This is a genomic window from Nodularia sp. LEGE 04288, assembly GCF_963896525.1.
Classification (GTDB): domain Bacteria; phylum Cyanobacteriota; class Cyanobacteriia; order Cyanobacteriales; family Nostocaceae; genus Nodularia.
This window is the reverse complement of record NZ_CAWQOY010000055.1, coordinates 22,565-48,945: the sequence shown is the minus strand read 5'-3', so window position 1 is coordinate 48,945 and position 26,381 is coordinate 22,565. Positions and strand designations below refer to the sequence as shown.

At 41.2% G+C, this 26,381-nt stretch carries 25 protein-coding genes and 1 pseudogene; 18 read left to right on the top strand and 8 right to left on the bottom strand.

Features of this window, described 5'->3' with window-relative positions:
- Positions 1-9: 9 nt before the first annotated feature.
- The gene (locus AACX33_RS04495; RefSeq protein WP_194001480.1) at positions 10-237 is read right to left on the bottom strand and encodes a hypothetical protein; all 228 of its coding nucleotides are present in this window, start codon (positions 235-237) and stop codon (positions 10-12) included.
- Between the two features lie 256 nt (positions 238-493).
- On the opposite strand from AACX33_RS04495, the gene groES reads away from it, so the two are divergent.
- From groES to AACX33_RS04440, 11 genes are all read left to right on the top strand, one after another.
- Positions 494-805, top strand: coding sequence for a co-chaperone GroES (gene groES, locus AACX33_RS04490; RefSeq protein WP_089091306.1), 312 nt, complete (start codon positions 494-496; stop codon positions 803-805).
- A 116-nt stretch (positions 806-921) separates the two neighbouring features.
- The gene (gene groL, locus AACX33_RS04485; RefSeq protein WP_194001478.1) at positions 922-2,559 is read left to right on the top strand and encodes a chaperonin GroEL; all 1,638 of its coding nucleotides are present in this window, start codon (positions 922-924) and stop codon (positions 2,557-2,559) included.
- 87 nt (positions 2,560-2,646) lie between these two features.
- The gene (locus AACX33_RS04480) at positions 2,647-2,973 is read left to right on the top strand and encodes a DUF4351 domain-containing protein (RefSeq protein ID WP_322744539.1); all 327 of its coding nucleotides are present in this window, start codon (positions 2,647-2,649) and stop codon (positions 2,971-2,973) included.
- Between the two features lie 187 nt (positions 2,974-3,160).
- On the top strand, positions 3,161-4,099 hold the full coding sequence (locus AACX33_RS04475; RefSeq protein ID WP_194001476.1) for an SPL family radical SAM protein: 939 nt from the start codon (positions 3,161-3,163) through the stop codon (positions 4,097-4,099).
- On the top strand, positions 4,092-5,375 hold the full coding sequence (locus AACX33_RS04470; RefSeq protein ID WP_194001474.1) for a photosystem II assembly protein: 1,284 nt from the start codon (positions 4,092-4,094) through the stop codon (positions 5,373-5,375). Before AACX33_RS04475 ends, AACX33_RS04470 begins: the two co-directional genes overlap by 8 nt.
- Positions 5,376-5,514: 139 nt before the next feature.
- Positions 5,515-6,354, top strand: a complete 840-nt coding sequence (locus AACX33_RS04465; protein WP_194001472.1) for an urease accessory protein UreD — start codon at positions 5,515-5,517, stop codon at positions 6,352-6,354.
- 42 nt (positions 6,355-6,396) lie between these two features.
- Positions 6,397-6,699, top strand: a complete 303-nt coding sequence (gene ureA / locus AACX33_RS04460) for an urease subunit gamma (protein ID WP_194001470.1) — start codon at positions 6,397-6,399, stop codon at positions 6,697-6,699.
- 65 nt (positions 6,700-6,764) lie between these two features.
- The gene (locus AACX33_RS04455; protein WP_194001468.1) at positions 6,765-7,070 is read left to right on the top strand and encodes an urease subunit beta; all 306 of its coding nucleotides are present in this window, start codon (positions 6,765-6,767) and stop codon (positions 7,068-7,070) included.
- 8 nt (positions 7,071-7,078) lie between these two features.
- Positions 7,079-7,615 carry a DUF1349 domain-containing protein gene (locus AACX33_RS04450; protein ID WP_194001465.1) on the top strand — a complete coding sequence of 179 codons (537 nt, stop codon included), beginning with the start codon at positions 7,079-7,081 and terminating at the stop codon, positions 7,613-7,615.
- 9 nt (positions 7,616-7,624) lie between these two features.
- On the top strand, positions 7,625-9,331 hold the full coding sequence (gene ureC / locus AACX33_RS04445) for an urease subunit alpha (RefSeq protein WP_194001463.1): 1,707 nt from the start codon (positions 7,625-7,627) through the stop codon (positions 9,329-9,331).
- A gap of 3 nt (positions 9,332-9,334) precedes the next feature.
- Positions 9,335-10,288 (top strand): transposase, encoded by a 954-nt coding sequence (locus AACX33_RS04440; RefSeq protein ID WP_194001461.1) that lies wholly within the window; start codon positions 9,335-9,337, stop codon positions 10,286-10,288.
- Between the two features lie 531 nt (positions 10,289-10,819).
- Here AACX33_RS04440 and AACX33_RS04435 read toward each other — a convergent pair.
- A complete protein-coding gene (locus tag AACX33_RS04435; RefSeq protein WP_194001459.1) occupies positions 10,820-11,146 on the bottom strand; it encodes a hypothetical protein in 327 nt (108 codons plus the stop codon).
- A gap of 176 nt (positions 11,147-11,322) precedes the next feature.
- On the opposite strand from AACX33_RS04435, the gene AACX33_RS04430 reads away from it, so the two are divergent.
- Together AACX33_RS04430 and AACX33_RS04425 are read left to right on the top strand one after the other, a co-directional pair.
- The gene (locus AACX33_RS04430; protein WP_194001458.1) at positions 11,323-12,438 is read left to right on the top strand and encodes a hybrid sensor histidine kinase/response regulator; all 1,116 of its coding nucleotides are present in this window, start codon (positions 11,323-11,325) and stop codon (positions 12,436-12,438) included.
- A gap of 263 nt (positions 12,439-12,701) precedes the next feature.
- Positions 12,702-14,084, top strand: a complete 1,383-nt coding sequence (locus AACX33_RS04425) for an aldehyde dehydrogenase (protein WP_194001456.1) — start codon at positions 12,702-12,704, stop codon at positions 14,082-14,084.
- Here the strand turns inward: AACX33_RS04425 and AACX33_RS04420 are convergent.
- Both AACX33_RS04420 and AACX33_RS04415 read right to left on the bottom strand, forming a co-directional pair.
- Positions 14,081-14,242, bottom strand: a pseudogene (locus tag AACX33_RS04420) (molybdopterin-dependent oxidoreductase); the annotation flags it as partial. The gene AACX33_RS04425 and the pseudogene AACX33_RS04420 sit on opposite strands and share 4 nt — an antisense overlap.
- A complete protein-coding gene (locus AACX33_RS04415) occupies positions 14,176-14,508 on the bottom strand; it encodes a hypothetical protein (RefSeq protein ID WP_194001454.1) in 333 nt (110 codons plus the stop codon). The gene AACX33_RS04415 and the pseudogene AACX33_RS04420, both read right to left, overlap by 67 nt.
- A gap of 514 nt (positions 14,509-15,022) precedes the next feature.
- On the opposite strand from AACX33_RS04415, the gene AACX33_RS04410 reads away from it, so the two are divergent.
- Genes AACX33_RS04410 through AACX33_RS04400 form a run of 3 tightly spaced genes read left to right on the top strand, consistent with a single transcriptional unit; the run spans position 15,023 to position 18,602 of the window.
- A complete protein-coding gene (locus tag AACX33_RS04410) occupies positions 15,023-15,586 on the top strand; it encodes a hypothetical protein (protein WP_194001451.1) in 564 nt (187 codons plus the stop codon).
- A gap of 41 nt (positions 15,587-15,627) precedes the next feature.
- The gene (gene pstS / locus AACX33_RS04405) at positions 15,628-16,644 is read left to right on the top strand and encodes a phosphate ABC transporter substrate-binding protein PstS (RefSeq protein WP_194001448.1); all 1,017 of its coding nucleotides are present in this window, start codon (positions 15,628-15,630) and stop codon (positions 16,642-16,644) included.
- Between the two features lie 47 nt (positions 16,645-16,691).
- Complete coding sequence (locus AACX33_RS04400; protein WP_194001446.1) at positions 16,692-18,602, top strand: iron uptake porin; 1,911 nt, start codon at positions 16,692-16,694, stop codon at positions 18,600-18,602.
- Positions 18,603-18,986: 384 nt separating this feature from the next.
- On the opposite strand, the gene rpmF is transcribed toward AACX33_RS04400, so the two are convergent.
- Both rpmF and AACX33_RS04390 read right to left on the bottom strand, forming a co-directional pair.
- The gene (rpmF, locus tag AACX33_RS04395) at positions 18,987-19,160 is read right to left on the bottom strand and encodes a 50S ribosomal protein L32 (RefSeq protein WP_194001444.1); all 174 of its coding nucleotides are present in this window, start codon (positions 19,158-19,160) and stop codon (positions 18,987-18,989) included.
- 218 nt (positions 19,161-19,378) lie between these two features.
- Complete coding sequence (locus AACX33_RS04390) at positions 19,379-19,882, bottom strand: hypothetical protein (protein ID WP_194001442.1); 504 nt, start codon at positions 19,880-19,882, stop codon at positions 19,379-19,381.
- A 199-nt stretch (positions 19,883-20,081) separates the two neighbouring features.
- Between AACX33_RS04390 and AACX33_RS04385 the strand changes: the two genes are divergently transcribed.
- Complete coding sequence (locus tag AACX33_RS04385; RefSeq protein WP_194001440.1) at positions 20,082-22,052, top strand: caspase family protein; 1,971 nt, start codon at positions 20,082-20,084, stop codon at positions 22,050-22,052.
- A 129-nt stretch (positions 22,053-22,181) separates the two neighbouring features.
- Here the strand turns inward: AACX33_RS04385 and AACX33_RS04380 are convergent, their stop codons facing one another.
- Positions 22,182-22,559: a Mo-dependent nitrogenase C-terminal domain-containing protein gene (locus AACX33_RS04380; RefSeq protein WP_194001439.1), complete on the bottom strand. Its 378-nt coding sequence runs from the start codon at positions 22,557-22,559 to the stop codon at positions 22,182-22,184.
- A 416-nt stretch (positions 22,560-22,975) separates the two neighbouring features.
- Here AACX33_RS04380 and AACX33_RS04375 point away from each other — a divergent pair, with 416 nt between their 5' ends.
- Positions 22,976-24,169: an anion transporter gene (locus AACX33_RS04375; protein ID WP_194001437.1), complete on the top strand. Its 1,194-nt coding sequence runs from the start codon at positions 22,976-22,978 to the stop codon at positions 24,167-24,169.
- A 247-nt stretch (positions 24,170-24,416) separates the two neighbouring features.
- Here the strand turns inward: AACX33_RS04375 and AACX33_RS04370 are convergent, their stop codons facing one another.
- Complete coding sequence (locus AACX33_RS04370) at positions 24,417-26,189, bottom strand: ribonuclease J (RefSeq protein ID WP_194001659.1); 1,773 nt, start codon at positions 26,187-26,189, stop codon at positions 24,417-24,419.
- Positions 26,190-26,381 lie beyond the last annotated feature (192 nt).

Genomic DNA, 26,381 nt, shown 5'->3' with positions numbered 1-26,381 from the left:
GGGGGCTGGTCAAGTTTTAAATCTTGAATTAGCCGTTTTTTTGAAGTATTCCCAAGATTCCAGACTAACTTGTTTTGCACAGAAGTTAGCAACTGTCTCGTCAGCACAGATAAAAATGTGTCGCTGAATTTTTGCCAGTCCTAAAGTTTCTACACAATTACTTAAGGCTTTATCTTCCAGAGACTGAGTGATTTTGGGGATTTGACTGCGGCACTGGATCACTGTAATGTTACTCATCGAGCGGCACCCTGATTACAGTTCTATAACAATTTCCCTGCTTTGCAAATAAATTTAGCTATATAAAAATATTCGTAACTTACCGAGCAAAACCCGACAGATCAGAATATTTGAGTATTAATACTTAAGTAATTAGGCGATCGCCTAGTGCGGTAACCCGTACTCAACTAATCATTGCCATCCTATGCTGCTTTTAGGTAGATTAGCACTCAGGAGTTGAGAGTGCTAACTCTAAGAGAAAAGAAAATAAATATTTATGGCAGCTGTAACTTTAAGCGTTTCCACAGTTAAACCTCTAGGCGATCGCGTTTTCGTAAAAGTAAGCGCCCCCGAAGAAAAGACCGCAGGTGGACTGTTTTTACCCGATAATGCCCAGGAAAAACCCCAAGTAGGCGAAGTAGTCGCTCTTGGCCCTGGCAAGCGTAACGATGACGGTACCCGTCAAGAATTAGACATCAAAACCGGCGATAAAGTGTTGTACTCCAAGTACGCTGGCACTGACATCAAGCTCGGCACAGAAGAATACGTACTGCTTTCTGAAAAAGACATCTTAGCAGTCGTCATGTAATGGGGAGTAGGGAGTAGGGAGTAGGGAGTGGGGAAGAAAAACGCCCAACGCCCAATGCCCAATGCCCAACGCCCAATTCCAAATCAAATTGACTTACTCCCTGAATAGAGACAAATATGGCAAAACGCATTATATACAACGAAAACGCCCGTCGCGCTCTGGAACGAGGCATTGACATCTTGGCTGAAGCCGTAGCTGTTACCCTTGGCCCTAAAGGTCGTAACGTAGTCCTAGAAAAGAAATTTGGCGCTCCCCAAATCGTCAATGATGGTGTTACCATCGCCAAAGAAATCGAACTAGAAGACCATATCGAAAACACTGGCGTAGCTTTGATTCGTCAAGCTGCTTCCAAGACCAATGACGCTGCTGGCGATGGTACCACAACTGCCACCGTTTTGGCTCACGCGATGGTCAAAGAAGGCTTACGCAACGTTGCAGCAGGCGCTAATGCAATTTCTTTGAAGCGCGGTATTGATAAAGCTTCCGCCTTCTTGGTAGAGAAAATTGCAGAACACGCTCGTCCAGTAGAAGATTCTAAATCCATTGCCCAAGTTGCTGCGATTTCAGCTGGTAACGACGAAGAAGTCGGTCAGATGATTGCTCAAGCAATGGACAAGGTAGGCAAGGAAGGCGTAATTTCCCTAGAAGAAGGGAAATCTATGACCACCGAGCTAGAAATCACCGAAGGGATGCGCTTTGAAAAAGGCTATATCTCTCCTTATTTCGCTACCGATGCTGAACGCATGGAAACGGTTTTTGATGAACCTTACCTGCTAATCACCGATAAGAAGATTGCTTTAGTACAAGACCTCGTACCAGTTTTAGAGCAAGTAGCTCGCTCTGGTCGTCCTTTGGTGATTATCGCCGAAGATATTGAAAAAGAAGCTTTAGCGACTTTGGTAGTTAACCGCTTGCGTGGTGTACTCAATGTTGCGGCTGTAAAAGCTCCTGGTTTTGGCGATCGCCGTAAAGCGATGCTAGAAGATATCGCTGTTCTAACTGGTGGTCAATTGGTCACCGAAGACGCTGGTTTGAAGCTAGAAAATACCAAGCTGGAAAGCCTGGGTAAAGCTCGCCGTGTCACCATTACCAAGGACACAACAACAATTGTGGCTGAAGGTAACGAAGCCCCTGTGAAGGCTCGTTGCGAACAAATCCGTCGTCAGATGGAAGAAACCGAATCTTCTTACGACAAAGAGAAGCTGCAAGAACGTCTGGCTAAACTCTCTGGTGGTGTAGCTGTGGTGAAAGTGGGTGCAGCCACTGAAACCGAAATGAAAGATAAGAAGCTACGCCTAGAAGACGCGATCAACGCTACCAAAGCTGCTGTAGAAGAAGGGATTGTTCCCGGTGGTGGTACAACTCTAGCTCACCTTGCTCCTGAATTAGAAACTTGGGCAAAAGCTAATCTCAAAGATGAAGAGTTGATTGGTGCTTTGATTGTCGTTCGTGCTTTACCCGCGCCTCTGAAGCGGATTGCTGAAAACGCTGGTCAGAATGGTGCTGTAATTGCTGAACGTGTGAAAGAGAAAGATTTCAACATCGGCTACAATGCTGCAACCAACGAATTCGTTGATTTGTTAGAGGCTGGTATTGTTGACCCTGCGAAGGTAACTCGTTCTGCGCTGCAAAACGCTGCTTCTATCGCTGGTATGGTGTTGACAACCGAATGTATCATCGTTGACAAGCCTGAGCCTAAAGATGCTGCTCCTGCTGGTGGCGGTGGTATGGGTGGCGGTGACTTCGATTACTAAGACTCCATAGTCACATAAATTGAAAAATAGCTGCTTCCTGATGGAGGTGGCTGTTTTTTTTATGTCATGGGTGAGGACAAGTGATTTGTGAAGTGGTTTAAATCACTAAAAATAATGTATTGTGTTGCAGGTTGTGTAGAAGTTCTTGCAGGTTTGCGGTTTGAAAAGGATTTGGTTCATCAATTTTTACGGGAGGATATTATGAAAGAATCTGTAATTTATCAAGATATCGTTCAAAAAGAAGCATTCAAAATGATTAATCGTCAGATTAAAAAACGATTTGGTGATGTTAATGATTCATTAATGACACAGGTGAGAAATTTATCTGCTGATGATTTAGAAGATTTAGGCGAAGCATTATTTGATTTTTCCGAAGTTGCTGATTTGGTAGCTTGGTTAGAACAGCAGCATTAGGGCGTTGCTGAGTGAGAATATGAGTTTGTTCCACACACCAGCGCAGCACGAAGTGCATTAGGCGCAAAGAAAAAGAAAGGTAATTTTGGTATCTCATACCTGATTCAGCAATTAAAAATGGGCATTATATAAAGTAGGGTGTGTAGCATTAGGCTAACGCACCCTTATTAAATACTCAATATTAAAAATGGCGAAAGCAAAATATGAAGGTTATTGCGACGTACAGCCGACTAAATTAGTTAGAGAAAAATTTGGAGACACTAAGGTTTATGGACAAAATGCTAAGTCGTTACTAACAAAAGCTAGCGGTTTTATTGGTGATTATGATTTTACTCTGAATCCTTACCGGGGTTGTCAGTATGGTTGTAGTTATTGTTATGCGGCTGCATTTAGTCCGAATACTCAGATGCGTCAAGATTGGGGTAAATGGGTAATTTTCAAAGAAAATGCTGCGGAAGTTTTAACTAAAGAATTACAAAAATGGTATAAGCAACATCCTCAAACTCCTCCCAGAATTTACATGAGTAGTGTGACAGATCCTTATCAACCTCTGGAATCTCGACATCAATTGACTCGCAGATTGTTGGAGGTAATGCTAGATGTGAGGGATGATGGTTATCCTACACCAACGTTAGTAATTCAAACTCGCAGTCCCATTATTACTAGAGATATTGATTATTTACAACGATTTCAGCGCTTGCGAATTAATATGAGTATTCCGACGGGGAGCGAATCAGTGAGGCGGGATTTTGAACCGCGATCGCCTAGCGTTAAAGCCCGATTAAATGCCATCATTAAACTGAAGCAAAGTATTGACTCTTTTAAAGGGTTTGTTCCCAAAATATCTATCACAATTACTCCCTTACTCCCTACTCTATCCACTGATGAACCTGCATTTATTAGTAAATTAGCTGTTGCTGATAGAGTGGTAATTCAAGATTTCCATCCTAATAATAATCGTTCTCTCACAGCATCAACCCGCCAAGAAGCTGAGGGAATTAAGCAAAAATATGATTGGTGGTACGATGCAGAAAATTTTAGCTACGTAAAATTTAAAGAAAAGTTATTTAATCAACTACCAGATGTAGAAATTAAAGAGGGTAAGGAGGGATTTGGCTATGAGTAATCCGATTGCTAATTGGTGGCGTAGTCAGCAATTTAACTCTGCTTTGAAACGTGGTGACACAAAAAAAGCAGTGCAATTATTGCAAGCTATTCAAAAATCAGGTGCAAGTTTTTCCTGGATAGAGAAATTATTTAGGGATAAGTTACAACTTGATCGTTATTCTCAAGATTATAAACGTGAAATAGAAAATTTAACTAAACAAATAACCTCTGCGCCTCATAAAACAGATAATCTCACATTAGCGCCAGATGAAAACTTTATTAAATTTATTTATGAAGCTTTTAATTTAGTCCAGCATGATGAATATAAACTACAGGTGACTGGGATTGATCAAGAAATATTTGATGGCTTTGAAGCTAGTCTGGTTGAATACCTAGAAGCAGAGTTTAGTAAGTTTTCTGAACAACAGTTAGCTATTAAACTAGAAGATGCTTTAGAAGATATTTATAACTTAAAAATTGGACAAGACCCAAACTACAGTTTTAGTTTGACTCCTCATGTCTATTTCATGAAGTTTTTTTTAGAAAATGTCTATTGTGTATATTTAGCATGGTTTTTAATTTATCAGGATGGGTTACTACCGACGGAAGTAAAAATTCTTGATCTTGGTTCTGGTCCAGGAACAGTTGCTTATGGTTTAGCTTTATTTCTTCAAAGTGGTCTTAATTTTTTTCAAATTCCCCCAATTCATATATCCTATTACTCTTTAGAACAGCAAGATGGGTTTCAATTTAGAGGACTTCAGTTTTGGCGAAGATATATTGAGTCGCAGATAACCCCCATCAATACTTACTTTCGGTTGGTTACTGCTGACCTCTTTACTTGGAATTATCAAGCGGCTAATTTACCTCATGATTTTTTTGACTTCATTATCATTTCTCACTGCTTCTTTGCAGATAAAAATAAAAGAATACAAGTTCATAGTATTTATCAAGAAATCATTGCGAAAAGTTTAAAGTCTCAAGGTTATGTTCTGCTAATAATACAGGATAAGAAATTATTTAAGTTTTATAACTCTCAACAAAGTGACGATGTAGAACAGGAAAAAAATGTCGTTATCCAGTTTGTTTCTGATTTAGGTTTAAAGCTTGTGTGGTATAAATATTTAACATCTACCGATTCTCGCATCAATTACTCTGCTAGTAACTTCGCAAGATTTGCTAGGGAAAATTTACCTAAGCAATTGTATATGAATCGAATTATCCATAAATATTTTTCTCAAAATTATGATTCTAACTATACATTAGATGATTATGTGATTTTGGCACAAAAATAGATTTATAGCGGTTCTCACCTCAATGATGTAAAGGAAGTATTAATTAACCATAAAACTAATCCATACTCTGCGAACCTACCCTGCGGGAACGCCTCACGGCGAATGCGTTTAAACCTCATTCATTATCACCTCAATTTCAATGATTGTTAACAGTCCAATAGATAAAAGTTGGCATGGCAAACTTAATTTAGTTTATGCCGATCGCCTCAATAGTACCCAGTTAATTTACAGTCACAATCAAGCCCCCCTGAAGGTACAACGGCCTTTTTATCCAGAGGGTGCGAAAATTTGTCATAGTGTCATGTTACATACGGCTGGGGGTGTGGTGGGAGGCGATCGCCTATCCTCTAATATCCACCTCCAAGCCAATGCACAAGCTTTAATTACTACAGCCGCAGCTAGTAAGATATACGGTACTAACGGACTGCAAGCTAGGCAAAATATTGAGATTCAAGTTGATGCAGGTGCTTGTTTAGAATGGCTACCCCAAGAAACCATTGTCTTTAACGGGGCAATTTATCGGCAAGATTTACGGGTAGAATTAGCACCGGGAGGTAGTTGGTTAGGCTGGGAAATTACCCGATTTGGTCGGACTGCTAGAGGCGAAAAATTTTTACAGGGAGAATGGCGATCGCATACGGAAATTTGGCAACAAGGCGTACCATTGTGGATTGATCGCCAATACTTACCGGGTAACGAAGCAGTTTTTCACAGTCCTCACGGCTTGGCTGGACAACCAATTGCAGGTAGTCTGGTTTGGGTGGGAAGTGATATTTCTGCCGAATTCTTGGCAAAAGCACGGAGTTTATGGGATGGTTCTGGGGAAGTTGGTATGACTCGCTTACAAAATGGATTTTTGTGTCGATATCGTGGTGCTTCTACGTCTGAGGTGAGAAACTGGTTTACGGTTGTCTGGGAGTTGCTGCGAGTGGATTTTTTACATCGTGGTGGCTGTGTACCCAGAGTATGGCAGGTTTAAACGTACCGCCAAGAAGCCAAGAACGCCAAGAGGAACAGAAGAATGCAATTGACACCGCAGGAAAAAGATAAGTTATTGATTTTTACGGCTGCTTTGGTGGCTGAGAGGCGTAAAAATAGGGGTTTGAAGTTGAATTATCCAGAGGCGATCGCCTATATTTCGGCGGCGATTTTGGAAGGTGCGAGAGATGGACAAACTGTCGCAGAATTGATGAGTTATGGGACTACTCTGTTATCACGGGATGATGTGATGGAGGGTATCCCGGAAATGGTGCATGATGTGCAGGTGGAAGCAACTTTTCCTGATGGAACTAAGTTGGTAACTGTCCATAATCCGATTAGATAATTCTCACGCAAAGGCGCATTCGCCGAAGGCGTTCTCGAAGAGTAGGCGCAAAGGAAGAAAGAAGTATGATTCCAGGGGAAATAGTTACGCCAAATGGTGAAATTGAGTTAAATGCTGGTCGTTCTATTATTAAGTTATTGGTGGGAAATACAGGCGATCGCCCGATTCAAGTCGGTTCACATTTTCATTTTTATGAAGTGAATGCAGCATTGAATTTTGATCGGGAACAAGCGCGGGGAATGCGTCTTGATATTCCCGCAGGAACAGGTGTGAGGTTTGAACCAGGGGATGAGAAGGAAATTACTTTAGTACCTTTGGTTGGTAGTCGGCAAGTTTTCGGCTTTAATGGCAAAATCAATGGTTCATTATAGTTATGGAAATGAAATGGTATAATGAACCGCCTATTTGGAACTTCCAAGATGAGGCACTCTCAATTACTTCCGGGGCAAAAACAGATTTCTGGCGGGAAACTCACTACGGCTTTATTAGAGATAATGGTCACTTCTTATATGAAGAAATTAACGGTGACTTTGTTGCTGAAGTTAAAGTCACTGGACAATATCAAGACTTGTATGACCAAGCTGGTTTAATGGTGCGATTGGATGAATTGTATTGGTTGAAATGTGGCATTGAATTTGTTGATGGTGTCCAACAAGTGAGTGCTGTAGTGACCCGTAAATACTCAGATTGGTCTGTTGTCCCAATGCCACAAAATCCATCTGCAATTTGGATACGTGTAACTCGACGTGGTACTGCAATAGAGGTGCAATACTCTTTAGATGGGACTGAATATACAATGCTGAGGCTGGCATATCTCACTCCTGTGGAAACGGTAAGTGTCGGCGTGATGTGTGCCTCGCCTGATGGTAAAGGCTTTTCGATGAAGTTTGAAAAATTCCAAATTCGCAGTTTGTGAGGATTAGTTATGAGTTACCGCATGGATCGTCGGGCTTACGCAGAAACCTATGGTCCTACAGTAGGCGATCGCATCCGATTAGCAGACACAGAATTATTTATTGAAGTAGAACAAGACTTCACCACTTACGGCGACGAAGTGAAATTTGGTGGCGGAAAAGTCATCAGAGACGGAATGGGACAATCCCCCATTTCTAACGCCGATGGCGCAGTAGATTTAGTCATTACCAACGCCTTAATTCTCGATTGGTGGGGTGTTGTCAAAGCCGATATTGGCATTAAAGACGGCAAAATTTTCAAAATAGGTAAAGCCGGAAATCCCTATATTCAAGACAATATAGATATTATTATTGGCCCTGGAACTGAAGCTTTAGCAGGGGAAGGAATGATTCTCACTGCTGGCGGTATTGATAGCCATATTCATTTTATTTGTCCCCAACAAATTGAAGTGGCGATCGCCTCTGGAATTACTACCATGATTGGTGGTGGTACTGGACCCGCTACAGGAACCAATGCTACAACCTGCACTCCCGGACCCTGGAATATGCACCGGATGTTACAAGCTGCGGATGCTTTCCCTGTCAACTTAGGATTTATGGGTAAAGGTAACACCAGTCAACCCCAGGGACTTGTAGAACAAGTAGCCGCAGGTGCAATGGGGTTAAAACTACATGAAGACTGGGGAACTACCCCCGCTACTATTGATACTTGTCTGAGTGTTGCCGATGAGTATGATGTGCAAGTGGCAATTCATACCGATACCTTGAACGAAGCCGGATTTGTGGAAGATACCATTGCAGCTTTCAAGCATCGTGCTATCCATACTTACCACACCGAAGGCGCAGGCGGTGGACACGCACCAGACATTATTAAAGTTTGCGGACAAGCCAATGTTTTACCATCTTCCACCAACCCCACACGCCCTTACACCGTCAACACCCTAGAAGAACATCTAGATATGTTGATGGTATGTCATCACCTCGATTCCAGCATTCCCGAAGATGTGGCCTTTGCTGAGTCTCGCATTCGCCGAGAAACAATCGCGGCGGAAGATATTTTGCACGACTTAGGCGCGTTTAGTATGATTGCTTCTGACTCCCAAGCAATGGGGCGAGTTGGTGAAGTGATAATTCGCACATGGCAGACATCTCATAAAATGAAGGTGCAACGCGGAAGCCTTCCCGGAGATGGACTTGCAGATAATAATCGAGCTAAAAGATATGTTGCTAAATACACAATTAATCCAGCAATTACCCACGGAATTGCCCAGTATGTCGGTTCAGTAGAAGCGGGTAAACTTGCAGATTTATGTTTATGGCGACCAGCATTTTTTGGTGTCAAACCAGAAATAGTCATTAAAGGAGGAATGATTGCTTGGTCACAGATGGGTGATGCAAATGCTAGTATTCCCACACCCCAACCTGTGCATACAAGACCGATGTTTGGCAGTTTTGGCGGGGCGCGTCACGCCACATCTTTAACCTTTGTTTCCCAAGCGGCTTTAGAAAAAGAAATTCCCACTCAGTTAGGATTAAAAAAATCTGCTGTTGCTGTTTCCGGAACACGTCAAATCAGTAAACGAAATATGAAGCTAAATGATGCTTTACCACACATTGAAGTTGATCCAGAAACCTATCAAGTCAGGGCTGATGGTGAATTGCTGAGTTGTGAACCTGCGACTGTTTTACCAATGGCGCAAAGATACTTTTTGTTTTAGCCCATGACAGAACAATATACTGATTACGATAGTCCCTGGAAAGAAGTTATTGAGTTATACTTTCCCAGATTTCTAGAATTCTTTTTTCCCCTAGCTGATGCTGCTATCGATTGGACACGCCCCTATGAATTTCTGGATACAGAATTACAACAACTAGAACCTGATGCCGAAATTGGTCGGCGTTGGGTCGATAAAGTGGCAAAAGTTTGGCTACTTGACGGTCAAGAAGCTTGGGTATTAGTTCATGTAGAAGTTCAAGGTCAATATGACAGCAAATTTCCTGAACGGATATATACATATAATTACCGCTTGTTTGACCGCCATAAAAAGCCAGTGATTAGCTTGGCTGTTTTAGCAGATGAACAGGCGAATTGGCGACCTTCCAACTACAGCTATCAATTAGGGGGATGTCGGGTAAGTTTAGAGTTTCCCATCGCCAAACTTTTAGACTATGAACAAGTATGGGAAACTTTAGAACAAACTACCAATCCTTTTGGGATAATAGTAATGGCGCATCTCAAGACTAAAGCGACACAACGAAACCCAGAAAGTCGGTTACAGTGGAAATTAAGCTTAGTTAAACAGCTATTTCAACGGGGTTACAGTCGGGAAGAGGTTCTGGAATTATTTCGCTTTATTGATTGGGTGATGTTATTACCAGAAGAATTAGCACTGAGTTTTCAAACAGAATTGAGAAGTTACGAGGAGGCCAGTAGAATGCGGTACGTAACAAGTATTGAAAGGTTAGCAAAACAAGAAGGAATTATCCAAATGGGTCGAGATAATGTAATTGACATTCTCGAAACTCGCTTTGGACAAGTACCAGATTCTATTTTGTCTGTTGTCAATGGTATAGAAGACGCATCTGTACTAAAAATGCTGCTGAAAAGAGCGATCGCTATTTCTTCTACAGTAGAATTTCAGCAAGTTTTAGATGACCTAACTACTAGCGAATGATTGTAGATATACGTTTGTTTGAGAGTTAGTATCAAGGAACTAAACATAGTTAAAAAATTTCACTGCTACCAGAAATCACGATTGAGTTTAGCAAGGTTATACCTAACACTTTGCAATCCTTAGCAACTTTTCTCAACAGCCTGTGCTGCAAGAACCTATTATGTTGATGTTGTCCAGCCTAGTTAGATTGCCAATTACTTGAATACTGGTTAGAGATAATATTTTTATTAGTATTTCTGTTTTTTCTTCTTCGCTTAATATTACTGGACGTTTTCCATGTATCTTGTCTTCTATCTTCGATTTAAGGTCAGGTTTAAGTAACCCTAAATTAAATTCTACTCTATCGCTGTTATCAGAAATTGGCAAAAAAGAATACTCATCTTTTCTGTCAAACCATTGCCTGCTTACATAAGTGTATTTTCCCGTATGTTTGCCAAGAAAAGGGTACTTGAAATGTCTCTCCCATAGGTCAGATTTATTGTTTTCGTAATCCTTTTGAAACTCTTCAGGTATTCCTTGTTGGTTATCCGGCTACTTAGCAGCATGATCTACAACAAAAACTGTATCTGGCTGAATAATTCTTTTATTCGCAGCATCTCCACTACAGAAGAACAGATATGATCCTGCTTTGAGATAAGCCTTTTTTGAAACGGGTTTTCTTCGTAATTCTGTGGCATGACAGTATGAATAGAGCCACATTTGTGAAAATACAAATGGATCTTCATTCCCATGCGGTTGATCCACCCAAACAGAACCCTGCCAATCTGTGAGTTGGTTCTTAATCAAAGCTTTACCTTGGACTTCAGTTTTTTTCCTTGCGTAGTCAGGATGGAATATTAAATAATGTAGTGGCTTCATAGCTAAAATTCAAGAAACCTAATTATTATCCGATAAATTTGGGGCGATCTGCTTTGCAGCAGCGCTTCTCGATCGCACCAGCGCTGACTTGTAGCTAAAATCTTGACGATAAAAGTTATACACAAGCATAATATGATTGCCACAAGATCACTGACTTTCCTAAACCTCAGTACCCCATGAGTTCTCAATCTTCTCGCTTTGACAAAATTCTGGTTGTCGATGACTCTCCCGATAATGTGTTTTTGATCAAAACGATTTTGGAGGGAGAAGGCTACACCATTAGCACGGCAGAAAATGGAAGCAGCGCCTTAGCAGAACTGGAAAAATCACCTTGTGACTTGGTATTACTGGATTTGATGATGCCTGGAATGGATGGGTACGAAGTCACCAGACGCATTCGAGGAGATACGAAGTTTCAGCCATATATCCCCATTCTGCTAATTACAGCCCACGATGCACCCAACGTCGCTAAAGGGCTAGACTTGGGCGCTGATGATTTTATCCGTAAACCTGTAACAGTCGATGAATTATTGGCAAGGGTGCGATCGCTTTTACGGATGAAGCGTAGTATGGATGAACGTGATGAAATTGCCCGCCAGCGCCAAGATTTTGTTTCTCGCCTCACCCACGATTTACGCACACCTTTAGTAGCAGCTGACCGAATGTTGATGCTTTTCCAGCAGGGTGCGTTGGGAACCTTATCGCCGCAAATGGAAGAAGTGATTACCATCATGGCTCGCAGTAATCTTAACCTGCTATCGATGGTGAATACTTTATTAGAAGTTTACCGCTTTGAGGCTGGTCGCAAAACCCTGGTATTTCAAGAAGTTGATTTAATTCAGTTGTTAAAAGAGTTGGTTGGGGAACTGACTCCCTTAGCACAAGACAAAACATTATCTCTCAAGCTGGATTTGTCTGAAGATTCAACCACAGCGATGATAATGGGCGATCGCTTAGAACTGCATCGTTTATTTACAAATTTAATCGGTAATGCCATCAAATTTACTGAATCTGGCTCAGTCAGTATCCGGTTTAGCACGGAGAGCGAAAGTAACAAAATTAACTCTGACTACATTAGTATAGAAGTAGCGGATACAGGAATTGGTATTCCGCCTGAAGAAATAGAAACGTTATTTGAACGATTTCGGCAAGGAAGTCACAAAACTTCTGGTAGTGGCTTAGGATTGTACCTTTCTCGCCGCATCGTCGAGGCACATCACGGTAATATCCTGGTAAATTCCGAGTTAGGTAAAGGTAGTGTGTTTATCATTATTTTACCCATGAAACAGTAAAGAAACACAATGATAAATTATGATTTTTCCAACTAAAAAGTTAGCTAATTTGTAATTTATCATTTTTTTCATACATATTACTTAACTATTAATTAGTACGAAATTAATATTTACAACACTTTAGAAGTAAATGTAGTAAACCTCTTAATTTTATCAATATTGTGGGGGAGGGCAAAGATGCCCGCTCTTGTCTATTTGACTAAGATGATGTAAATATTTTGTTATAGTAACACTAGCACTTAAAAAATTACAGAATATAAAATATGATTACTAATGAATTATCAGATGTGGCTGCAATTATCGGAAAGCAGCGCGAATTTTTTCAGACTGGTAAAACCAAAGATATTACTTTTCGCCTGGCACAACTCAAAATTCTCAAACAGGCAATAGTTGAGAATAAACAATCAATCATTGAAGCACTACAAGCAGATTTACAGAAACCAGAATTCGAGACTTATGCTACAGAAATTGGTGTAGTCAATGAAATCGACGACGCTATCAAACATCTCAAGAATTGGACAAAGCCAAAAAAAGCAGCAGTTCCCTGGAAGTTTTTTCCATACTCAGCCAAAATTTATGCAGAACCGTTAGGAGTTATTTTAATTATAGGCCCTTGGAATTATCCCTTGCAGCTAATTATCTCACCATTAATAGGTGCGATCGCGGCGGGAAATTGTACAATTCTCAAACCTTCAGAAATTGCCCCTCATACTTCCAGTTTTGTAGCTCAAGTAATTGGCAAATATTTTCACCCAGATTATATTGCTGTAGTAGAAGGAGGTGTAGGAACAAGTCAAAAACTTCTAGCAGAAAAATTTGACCATATCTTTTTTACTGGTGGTACATCTGTGGGCAAAATTGTTATGGAAGCAGCCGCCAAACACCTCACACCAGTCACTTTAGAATTAGGTGGCAAAAGTCCTTGTATTATCGATAATCAAATTAATTTAGAATACACTGCCAGACGCATTGTTTGGGGTAAATTTATCAATGCTGGACAAACTTGTATTGCGCCTGATTACCTTTTAGTTGATCAAAAAATCAAGCAAGATTTGATAAATAGCATGAAAAAATGCCTCCAAGAATTTTATGGAAATAATCCGGCAACCAGTCCAGATTATGCTAGAATTATCAGCCAAAGACAGTTTGATAGATTGGCTAACCTCATCCAAGATGGGGAAATTATTATTGGCGGAGAAACCAAGCCTGAAGAACGTTATATTGCTCCTACCTTACTTGACCATGTTTCTTTAACTGATCCTGTCATGCAAGAGGAAATCTTTGGCCCCATCTTGCCGATAATTGCATATACAGATATCACAGAAGCGATCGCCTTAATTAACTCTCAGCCAAAACCCTTAGCTTTATACTTATTTACTCAAAATAAGAACCTGCAAAAGCGAGTATTGCAGGAAACCTCATCGGGTGGAGTGTGTTTCAACGACACAGTTATGCAAGTGGGTGTCTCATCTTTACCTTTTGGTGGTGTAGGTGATAGTGGAATTGGTAGCTATCACGGTAAAGCCAGTTTTGACACCTTTTCACATTACAAAAGTGTGTTGAAAAATTACTTCTGGCTAGATTTAAACTGGCGTTATGCTCCCTACAAAGACAAGTTATCTACATTGAAGCGAATTATTGGCTAAAGCCCAAAACCACTGCTATAACGCTCCTGCTGCCAAGGTTCACCACGGCGGTGGTAGCCATTCCGCTCCCAAAAACCCAGTTCTTCCCCAGTCAGAAACTCCAAACCATTAATCCATTCAGTAAGGTTACCGCGTCTGGGCGCGACCAGGCGGTATGGTCACCTACTAACAACAGACGTTCCTGCGTTGGCACCTGTTTGATGTATAACTGCATCAACTTTTGTCGCTGTGGTCTGCTATCTTGTAATGCTTCATAGATCCTTGGCCACTTCCGTCTAAATACTGGTGATAGCGATAAATCTGCCAAACTGTAGGCGTTACGAGTCAGCAATATTGCATCCATTAGTTCAAAAGTTACATCATGCGCTCTACCTAAGTGGTTGTACGCTGCTTGACGGAATTCTTTTAGTTTGGCACATTTCATATTGGCAGATGAGAGTTGGTAGTTCTGCTCTCAGTTTCTGCTAATAGGGGGCTTGTGTTCAATCACACCCCTTCTTTTTTCCTTTGAATTCAGCTATTTAGTCTAAACTCCAGCTTCTAGCAGGACATAACAAATCGCGTTTAGGACGGACAACATATAGACTTCACGCTTGCGTCCACCTTTTTTGCTTCTGGAATCATCTTACTGATAAATTTATATTGGGCATCAGTCAAATTACTGTGGTATGCTTTACTAATGTTACTCTCTCAGTGCTGTATTCTTTCTATTCACAGCTTACATTGAGAAAGCTTTTTTACAACCTGACCGACTTTTCAAACACCCTCTAAGTGCTATGAGGCTTATAGAGTATGTCTTGTAGCTGATTTCGCCCCCCGTCAGATGTACTGGATAAATCAAAAACTAAGTTTTTGCTAGTGAAAGGTAATAAAGAGGCGTTGAAGTCAGCAGGTAAGAAAAAGTAGTTAGTGGGACAATTTTACACTTTTAGAAAAAAATGAACAATAAAAAACTGATACTTTTCTCCACAACTAATTTGCAGAAAATTTTAACAATTACAGGAATAGCTATGCTCACCTCGTCTGTTTATTTAGGTGATGCTCAAGCTCAATCTCTTGCTAACAGTAGAAGTGTATTAATAGCTCAAAATCTAGGGGGAATAGTCCGCAAAATCCCCCTAGAAGAAGTAGCACTTCCAGCCATGTCTTCAGCAAAGACAGCGACCAATGCTGTTTTTAACCAAGCCCGAATTGAATTGAAGTCAGATGGTTCCTTAATATACATACTCAGAGGTCAAAACCAACAAGGCTTTGAAGTTGAAGTACAAGTTACTCCCAGTGGCACTCTGATTCAAGTTGACGAACAAATAGAGTCTAGTGGAGTTCCTGAAATTGCTGTAAAAGCTTTCCAAAAATGGGCTCCAAATGACCCACTGATCAGCACTTGGCGGAGTACCCGTCTTGGCGAATTTTTCTATCAATTTGTTATTCGAGATTTTTGGTTAGAAATTGCTGCTGATGGTAATAAAATCGTCATTTACCGCAAAAAAATTAATATTTAGCAAATCAACAGTCAAAATATGCAATTCGGCGACACAGAGTAATGAAGACATTCATAATCAGTAATTGGCAGAAAATTGTCGCGGCCACACTAACTGCAACAACAATTTTTTACACTACTAATGCTGCATCTGCCCAATTACTTAAGGGTGGTGGGGCTGCTTTTTCGGAACCTCTTTATCAGCGCTATAGCGCAGAATACGAACGGGAAACAGGCATCAAATTCCAATACACTGCTGTTGGCAGTGGTGGTGGCGTTCGTTTGTTCACGAATCAAACTGTGGATATTGGAGGTACTACTTTAATTCCTACCCCAATTGAGAAAAATCAAATGCAAGATGGGTTGCTAATGGTACCAACAGGGGGAGGGGCAATAGCCATTGTTTATAATCTTGAAGATGTGACTTACAATGTCAAGTTATCTCGTGAACAACTGGCAAAAATATTTACAGGTCAAATTTCCAATTGGAACCAAGTTGATTCCCGTTTTCCTAACAAAAAGATTCAAGTTATAGTTCAATCTGACGGTAGCGGTACTACCTTGACTCTCACTAGGTACCTGCGAAAAATTACGGGTGGAAAGATAGAAGCTAGTCGGACACCTAATTGGGGATTTCAGGTTTTCGCTACCGTTCCTCAAGATAGTTCAGTGGCTGGAGAAGTACGTAGAATTGATGGTGCGATTGGCTATATTCAAACAAGCTTTGCTCGTCAGAACAATTTGTCTACAGCTAGGATTGAAAATCGGGCTGGTCGTTACGTGGAACCAACTTTGGCAGAGACGGAAAAAGCCCTAGCAAATATAAAGTTTAACGATGACTTCACGACTGAAGATATTGATGACCCAGAAGATGGCTATCCATTGGTTAGTTTGAGTTGGCTGCTGTTTTCTGAAAAGTATAACAACGAAACTCTTGTCCAAACCAATAAGAACTTGTTGACATGGATTTTAACTAAAGGTCAAGAGTTAAATCGAGAGCTAGGGTACACGAAAATTCCAGAAGATGTAGCTAATAAAGTGATTGAAACTGCCAATAATGAATTGAAGGTTCGTCCTTAATTAAAAAGACTGGTTATTTATTGCCTGTGAGACAAAAAGCAGAAATTATGAGCAAATCAGGGGCGTTATTACCTTTGAATTTAGTAATACTGGGTTGTAACTTATTAGTATTACAGCCGGTATTGGCGCAAGCAAATCCTGTGAATACTCCATTACCCGAAATTAAAATAAATGCAACGGCAAACTTGCTAGAGAATAATGAGGCTACTTCACTTAGTGAATTGGCAGCTAATTCTGATGTGATAGTTAGATCAACTGACAAAGTTGTTACGACTAATCAATCTAGAAATCCATCATCTGTAACAACTTTCAACTCAAGTGATTTTGGGGAAGAATCCCTGGGTAATTTCAATTTCTTTTCCAGCACTTTGGGAAACCAAGTATCTTCCGATAATCAGCTTCCCTCAATCAATTCTGATGATCAACTTAAAATCCCAGAAATTCCTACTAACCAATTACAGCCACCCCAATTATATAGCCAACCACCAGATGCGATGACGGAAGTTACCAGGGTTGAAGATTTACGAGATGTTCTTCCTGGGGATTGGGCTTATGAAGCACTGCAAAGCTTGGTAGAAAAATATCGTTGCATTATTGGTTCTGAGAAAGCTACTTTTGAGGGTAATCGTGCTATAAACCGTTATGAATTTGCTGCTGCTTTTAATACTTGCTTGATCAAGATGGGACGTATAATATACAGCTTGAACAATATACACCCTAATCAAGAAGACTTAGTAGTTGTAAAAAGGCTACAAGCAGATTTTGCTACAGAACTGAAAACCCTCACCACTAGAATAGATGACTTAGAACAGCGAGTAGCCTTTGTTGACGACCATCAGTTTAGCACTACTACAGTTCTTCGGGGGTTTGTAGATTTTAATTTCATTAGTGCTTTTGGGGACAAGAAAGCTGTTGCTTCTGGGAGTAATCCCAGGGAAGACTTGAATGAAAATCCTACTTTATCAGCGTGGGTAAATCTCAATTTTGATACCAGTTTTACAGGTAAAGACCGATTGCGTACTAATATTCTAGCTGGAAATGTCAGTAATTTTGGTAACAGTGTGACTGGAACAGAGATGACTCGCCTGATTGGTGCTGTTAATACTGCTAACAATGTTGCACTAGGTTCGTTGTTTTATGAGTTCCCTATCGGGGGTACACGCGGTAAGATTGCGATCGCATCTGTTGCAGACTTTCCCACTCGCATTTTTCCTGCCCTTAATCCTGTTGCTCCTATTTCCAATTTTGGCGCTCAAAGTCCGATCTATTCGTTTGCTTTTGGTACAGGTGCTATAGTTTACTATAACTTCACCGATAAAATTGCTGCTGGTGTCAGTTATTTAACTACTTCTGGTAACAATCCATTTGAAGGACTGTTTGGTGGTCAATCTACTGCTTTAGGTCAGGTAACTTATACTCCATCGAATAAGTTAGCGATCGCTTTTACCTATGGTCATTACTACGCTTTAACACCTAATGTAACTGGGAGTAAGGGTAGTAGATTTGCTCAGTTACCTTTTGGAGGCAGTACGGCGACTTCCGCCAACGCTTATGGTTTACAGTCTACTTATAAATTGAGCAATAAGTTGATTTTAGGTGGTTGGGTTAGCTATTTCAATGCTCAGGCCGAGTCTTCACCTAGCATTAATGGTTTCGATGGTTCAATTGGAGCTAATGCTGACATTTGGAGTTGGGCAATTACTGCGGCAGTGCCAGATTTGGGTAAGTTAGGTAGCCAGTTAAATTTTGTCTTGGGTATGCCCCCGAAGGTTACAAGTAATGATATTTCTGCTCGTTTAGATAGAGATACTTCGATGCATTTTGAGCTATCTTATCGCTATCGAGTGAGTAATAGAGTTTTTCTTACTCCGGGAGTTTTGTTGATTACTAATCCTGAACATAATGCAGCCAATGACAATATTTGGATTGGATTATTGCGAACTACTTTTACATTTTAATTAAAACCCATCTCCAGAATATCAAGAGCAGTTTTGGCAACTTATAGCTAAGAGGGTGTTTGAAAAGTCGGTCAGGATGTAAAAATGCTCTCTCAGTGTAAGCTGTTGATTCATTTAGCACTTTTCAAGGCGTTGCTCATTTGGTTTCTGAAAAAATTTTCATGCCGTACTCTCATGAAAATAAGTTTTTTATACCTCAAATTGCTTGATCATCATTGGTGAGTAATGGGTAACGGGTTTCCCCAATTACTCATTACCCTTTTTTTATCAACCCGATTAAGCTTTTGCCGACTACCGATGATTGATAATGCAATCAGAAAAGCCAAAAAAAAGCGCTTATACAGTATTGCTAAATCTGGCAGGGGGCTTTTTCTAACAAGGGAATTATGATTCGGTTTCCTCTTCTTCAGTGGTGGGATAGACAAAGGTAGAACGTCCAGTCAAAATTGACTTGCCGAGAGAAAGAGCCTTTTGAGCTTCAACAACAGCTTTATGTCTCCAGGTGGCTCGACGTTTATCTCGTTTGGATTTGGATGTTTTCTTCTTAGGGACAGCCATAGTAGCGGATATCGCAATTCTTGACAACCTTCCTATTCTAAGTCATCAATTCAACTTTATAGATGGGGATTGGTGATTGGGAAGAGGCAGAGGTGCAGGGGGCAGGGGAGAAGATCAAAGGAAAGGTTGTTAAGCAACCGGGAGTGTCAAGTAATTTCAAACTCCCCCCTGCTCCCTGCTCCCCGCACCCCTGCCTCTTTCCCCCCACTCCCTATTTCCTACTTGGCGGCTGGGGGAATCATCGTGGTTGGTTGGTTTGCGTTGGGAATTGCTGGTTTTGTGTCAAACAAGAGGAGCGATCTCGCTGTTTTGAAGTAAGTTGCCCAACGTTGGGAGTCGGGGCGGGTGCGCCATTGCTGGCGACTAACTTCTAAGGCTAAAACGGGTGCGATCGCACCATAACTTTCTACGGTGACGATCACTGAAACATCTGTAGCTAATATATCTTTGTCAAAGCTCCGTTGAGCAGCTGCCCTGGAAACCGCTTCGGCTCTCCGGAGGATGTTTTCATAGCTTTCATCTGCCATGCGCTCAATCTTCAGGTTAACTCTAGCGGTATAAGCGCGAACTACTTGGGGTGCGATCGCTTCTGTTAATATCCATACAGAAATCGGCGAAACAAGTAAAACAATTAACGGAAATATCCGGATCTTTTTGGCAATTTGGCCAATAAATGGAAAGGGAATGATCAATGATCGTTGATGAGCAATACTCTTGGTCATAATCTCATAACTCCTTAGTGATGATTTGTAATTGGAATTTTACTAAGCATGATTATCTAAGTTTACTGTAATAAATACTGCTTATAATTCAGTAACTCGATAATATTCTCCGAAGACCATAAGACATAGGTTAGCTTTGTTTTTTCAGCAAAGCCAACCGCAATTTTAGGCAAGAAAACAACAACCTACAAAGAGCGGGATGGCAAATTACTGGGCGATTACAATTGGCATCAATCAATATCAGTTATTTCAACCCTTACGTTGCGCTCAAGCTGATGCTGAGGTGCTAAATAATTTTTTGGTTCAAGAAGGCGGTTTGGCACAGCAACGCTGTTTGTTGATGACTGCTTCTTCCCCACCAATTGGGGATAGATCCACCTATCCCACCAAGCAAAATATTCTCCTATTGCTGGAGCATTTGACAGCAGGTTGTTGGCAACCACAAGACCATCTCTGGTTATTCTTTAGCGGTTATGGGGTCAGTTACAAGGGCAAAGATTACTTAATGCCAGTGGAAGGAAATCCGCAATTGGTCGAAGAAACTGGCATAGAAGTGCGATCGCTCATGCAAAATCTCCAATTGGCTGAAATTAATACACTGCTACTGCTTGATATCAACCGTGCTTTTGGCACACAAGCAGATAGTCCCGTTGGCCCAGAAACCATAGAAATTGCCAAAAAACTACAAATAGCAGCAATTCTTTCTTGCCAATCCGAGGAATTCTCCCATGAAAGTAGCGAACTAGGTCACGGATTCTTCACAGCCGCATTATTAGAAGCTTTGCGTTCTGGTAATGCCAGTAACTTGACTGATCTAGACAGCTATTTAAGTGTTCTCACCCCAGAATTATGTCAACACTATTGGCGACCTACACAAAACCCTGTCACGATATTTCCAGCGAAACCACAAGCAATATTGCCACAGTTAGAGGTGCCAAGCTACAAGGAATTAGTTCCCAGCACCATAGAACCAGAACCCAGTGGAGTCGGAGCCGTTATTTTTCCAGATGAAACCTTTGCGGTGGCACTGACAGCGCCTTCTCTGGGCGCAACAACCCCCAATAATTTTACCCAGAAGCAAAACGCAAGTATCTGGGCAGCAGCCCAAGGTGTAGAAACTACCCTGGGTGGTAAATCCCCGTCGGTGAATTTTTCCAACTTCATCCCAGCCATTGGCCAGTTAGAAGAACAACAACTCTCTGGCTTGGCTAAAAAGCAGTACCTCAACCAACAAAACCCACTCAACAAGCAAATGGCTACAGGGGGAAGGTTCATCCCCAATGCGCCTCAACCTGATGCTTCTCGCCGGAGTGAGAATCAAGTAGATACCTCATTGTGGAAACAATTTTTATTTTGGGGTGGTGGCACTATGTTGGTAGTAGCTTTAATTTCTGTAGTTATTCTCCGCAATCAGGCGATGCTTTTACAAGGTAAAGGAATATCACGCCCATCACCCATTACTGCTACCCCTGAGCTAACTCCTTCCACTCCTTCCGAGACATCACCAATAACTCCTCCCGCTAAAAACCAATCGAGCGCCCAAATCGCCTCTAATTCTGAGTCGAAAAAGCGGAGTCAAGCAGTTTTAGATTTAGCGAAAATGTCTCTGAGAGAAACTCAAGCTAGTGATCTGAGCAAGGCGATCGCCACTGCTAGTAAAATTCAACCAGATCAACCACTCTACGAACAAGCTCAGGACAATATTAAAATTTGGAGTCGGATGATTCTAGATTTAGCAGAAGGTCGTGCCAAGCAAAAAGAATATACAAATGCCATTGCGGCGGCTCAATTAGTTTCCTCAGACCAACCCCTTTATCTGCAAGCACAAGCAGCAATTAGCCAATGGCAGTTAGAAGCTCAACAATATGTGGGTAATCAAACTGTTTTAGATGCAGCTCAGTCCTTAATTATCCCAGGACAAGCATCAACTTATAATCGTGCCATTGAAGTCGCTAGAAGAGTACCACCGGGTCAACCAGGATTTGATAGCGCCGAAAAATCCATTAATGAATGGAGTGAAAAAATTTTGGAACTGGCGAAGAATCGAGCTGACCAAGGCAATATCACAGCCGCAATTGAAACGGCTACTTTAGTCCCAGAGGTGACAGCAGTTTACGAAGACGCTCAAGAAGCCATCCAAAAATGGCAAAGCAGAAAAATTGTCAATTAAAAAAAGTTAGGAGTGAATAATCAACTCCTAACCCTCTTGAGCATAAATAAATTTAGTTCCTCAGAACTCTTTTGGCAGGGAAGTTACAAATCCCCCCTGCTCCCTTGTCTCTTCGGTCAACACTCAGTATTAGCAGTACTGTGATATATCTTCACCACATTCATCGGCAAGATAGCACAGCGCTCGGAACCGTAAACCAACCACTTCTTCAAACAAGGGATTGAGTTTACACATAGGCGGAATGTGAAATAGCGTTTTGCCGAATAATTTGACATCGCGCTCAAAGGGACATTGAGCCGGAATCAGTTTGCACAAGCGGTGAGCTAGTTGACGATTATTAATGTGAATATTTTCTATCCTCTGCCGCAGGGGTTGGAGAAAATCACCCTGAGACTGAGGAGCCGAATGGTGTAGCTGAGTTACAGGAGCTTGACTAGTCTCTGTTTGATTAATCGATACCCAGCTTGCCAAAAAAAACCTTTTTGTGGTATTGTCAAATACCTTCATGATTAAGCCTCTGTATTAATGAGGGTATTCATCTTGCTGATGAATGTATACAACGTGGCAATTACCTTTACCGGAAAAATGCTTTCCTGACTGAGTTACAATAGGTGTTACCGTAGCCGCTGATGTCAGAATCTAATTTATTACTACATCAAGTTAATCGCAATTTCGCAGTATTGGTAGTGTAATAATCTAATCTTATTGATAACTTCACATACTTTAAATTTTACTAAAGTCATCTGTCATTGGACAGGTTCCCATGTAATCGTTACACAATTTAATATAACAAAATTCTATAGATATTTTCAGTAAGTATAAATATCATAAATGCAAATATTAGTTGTAATAGCTGAATATTGGAGGATTTTAGCGCCCTATGTTCAGATATTGGGTTTGGCGATGGCTGGGAAAAGAATGTGATGATCCAGCAATTTGCAATTTATGGAGTATTGGGGCTAACTTACTTGGGTTTGGCGTTAGGTTATATCCCTGGGTTACGGATGAACCGAGCCACTATTGCTTTAGTCGGCTCTGCCTTTTTAATTGCGCTGGGGGCGTTGAATTTACAGGAAGCATGGCTAGCGATTGATGCCAAGACGATTGTGTTTCTGTTGAGCATGATGGTAGTGAACGCTAACCTATTTTATGCAGGTTTTTTTGGGCGATCGCTCTCCATCCTCTTAAGTCTGACTCGTAGTCCTTTAGGCTTATTGATAGCCTTAACATTTGGCAGTGGAATTTTGTCAGCTTTTTTTCTCAATGACACTTTAGCACTGATTTTCACACCTTTAACCTTGAGTTTGACTCAAACTTTAGGTTTAAATCCGATACCTTATTTACTGGCGATCGCAGCTGCAACTAATATAGGTTCTGTCGCTACCCTTAGCGGTAATCCCCAAAACATTCTCATTGGTTCATTTTCCGGCATATCCTACTTAGACTTTGCCCAAGCATTAGCACCAATAGCCGTAGCAGGCTTATTCATTCAAGTGGCATTACTGTGGTTACTTTATCCAGATGTGCGCTCAACCCAACCCTGTGAGATGTTAGTTAGAGGGAAAGAACGGATTTTTCGACCGTTATTCAATAAAACCTTAGTGATCACCATTGGCTTACTGATTGCCTTTGCTATCGGCTTACCATTAGCAGAGTCTGCATTAATAGCTGCGAGTTTGTTACTCATCACTCGGAGGCTGAAACCACAGCGCATTTTAAGTAAATTAGATGGAAATTTGCTGCTGATGTTTTCTGGGTTATTTATCTTAACTAAAGTTATCCAGAATTTGAATTTGCTACAGCCATTTACAAATGTAGTGAGTATTCCGGTTGGATTAGTAGGAATCACAGTGATTTTGTCTAATCTAATTTCTAATGTTCCCACTGTCCTCTTACTGGAACCCTTAATACCTAGAGATAATACTCAGTTATGGCTGTTACTGGCTGCATCATCAACCCTAGCAGGCAATTTAACTTTATTTGGTGCAGTTGCAAATCTCATAGTTGTAGAAGCAACTGCTGAGTTAGGCTACAGGCTAACTTTTTGGGAACATCTCCGCTTTGGAGTCCCACTAACAGTTTGTACTCTATCTATATTATATCTCTGGGTAAGGTGACTGGGATTTCGCAGTTTCTTCGCCCGTACTGCCTACTCCCAACTCTCTAAGACTTTTTGGCGATCGCTCAACATTCCTAACACCAAGATTGTTCTCCCGGAGGATTGTGTAGTAAAACTCACAACTAAATCACTTATAAAAGCCAAAAACCCCGATTTATTCAAGAAACCAGGGTGATAAATTCTATTCGTAGGGTAGGTTAGGACGGTAGTCCGTAACCCACCACAAACTTAACTCAGCACTTTGATTAAGATGCTACTTGCGCTGTAGTGCGAGTCCGCCGTCTTCTACCATCGGAAACTTTTGCAGGTGGTTCTTCAGCAATTTGCATCAACAAAGTCACAGTTGGTTGACATTGCAATTCTCGGCGGATAGAACGTTGCAATTCCCGCTCTAAAGTCCCTTGCAATCCACCCCAATCTACTTCTGATTTTTCGCCTTCACGAATTTGGGCAAATTCTGACCAACGGACACTGAGCATTTCTTCCATACGCTGTTGTACCCATTTTTGCACAAGCGATCGCTCTACATTGGTAACTACACCTCGCAGATGAGTTTCGACTTTAGCCATCAGTTGACCATTCCAATCAATAGCAGCAGCGATGGTAACAATGCCTTCTTCTGACATCCGTTGTCGTTCTTCTAAGACATTGGCGCTGACCATACCAGAACTTGTAGTATCCACCAGTTCGATGCCAGATGCGACTTTACCAGCAACACGGATAGATTCTTCAGTGAGTTCTACGATGTTACCATTTTCGATAATCACCATATTTTCGGCAGGAATGCCCATACTTTGAGCCGTTTGCGAGTGCTTCACTAGCATTCGATGTTCGCCGTGAAATGGCACAAAGAACTTGGGACGAGTTAAAGCTATCATCAGTTTTTGGTCTTCCTGACAGCCGTGACCAGAAACGTGAATTCCTTTGTCTTTTCCATAGACCACGTTTGCTCCCTGAATCATCAACTTATCGATGGTGTTGACCACAGCGATAGTATTCCCAGGAATCGGGTTCGCAGAGAATAGTACCGTATCTCCTGGACGAATTTTGATTTGGGAATGTTCTTTGTTGGCAATGCGGGTCATGGCTGCCATTGTTTCACCCTGAGAGCCAGTAGTCAAAATCAGTACCTTTTCATCTGGCATATTCCGGACTGCGTGCAATGGATGGAAGATACTATCATCACACTTGATGTAACCCAGATTGCGGGCATGAGCAATCAAATTCAGCATCGAACGACCCACAACCGACACCACACGTTTATGCTTCTGCGCCAACTGCAAAATCATGTTGATGCGATGCACGCTGGAAGAAAAGGTGGTAACAAATAAGCGCCCAGTAGCTTTACCAAATTCCCGGTCTAGGTTGGGGAAAACAGAACGTTCTGAAGGGGTAAATCCTGGTACTTCGGCGTTAGTTGAATCACTCAACAAGCAAAGTACACCTCGTTCACCGTGTTCTGCTAGCCTTTGTAAGTCGTAGTGTTCGCCATCTACAGGTGTATGGTCAATTTTAAAGTCTCCTGTGTGGATGACTACACCTAGAGGTGTATGAATAGCCACGGTAAAGCTATCGGCAATGGAATGAGTATTGCGGATAAATTCTGCAAAGAAATGTTGACCAATGCGGACTACATCACGGGGTTTAACTGATCTTAACTCGGTGCGATCGCGTACCCCTGCTTCTTCCAATTTACCTTCTAGCATCGCCATTGCCAGTCTGGGGCCATGAATCACAGGAATATCAAATTGCTTGAGGTGAAAAGCGATACCGCCGATATGGTCTTCATGACCGTGGGTGACGATCATGCCTTTAATCTTATGGCGATTTTCCCGGAGATAAGTTGTATCTGGCAGGACAATATTTACCCCTAGCATTCCTTTTGTCGGAAAGGCTAATCCCGCATCGAGAAGAACAATTTCGTCTTCGTACTCAAAAACACAGGTATTTTTGCCAATCTCGTGCAAACCACCCAACGGAATAATTTTGAGGGCAGATTTAGTTTCGTTATTTACCATTGTTTCTTTGGATTGTTGTTGGTTTTTCAGCTTTAATAAATTCAAATTTACCTATCTTGTGATGAAAGTGAATACTACTTTTTGATGGGAAATTAGCTAAAATTTCCCTTGAGATGTTAAGTTATTCCTTTAATAAAAGGATTTCACATATATAACTCTTCTCATATTAATCAAATACAGACTTATCTTATT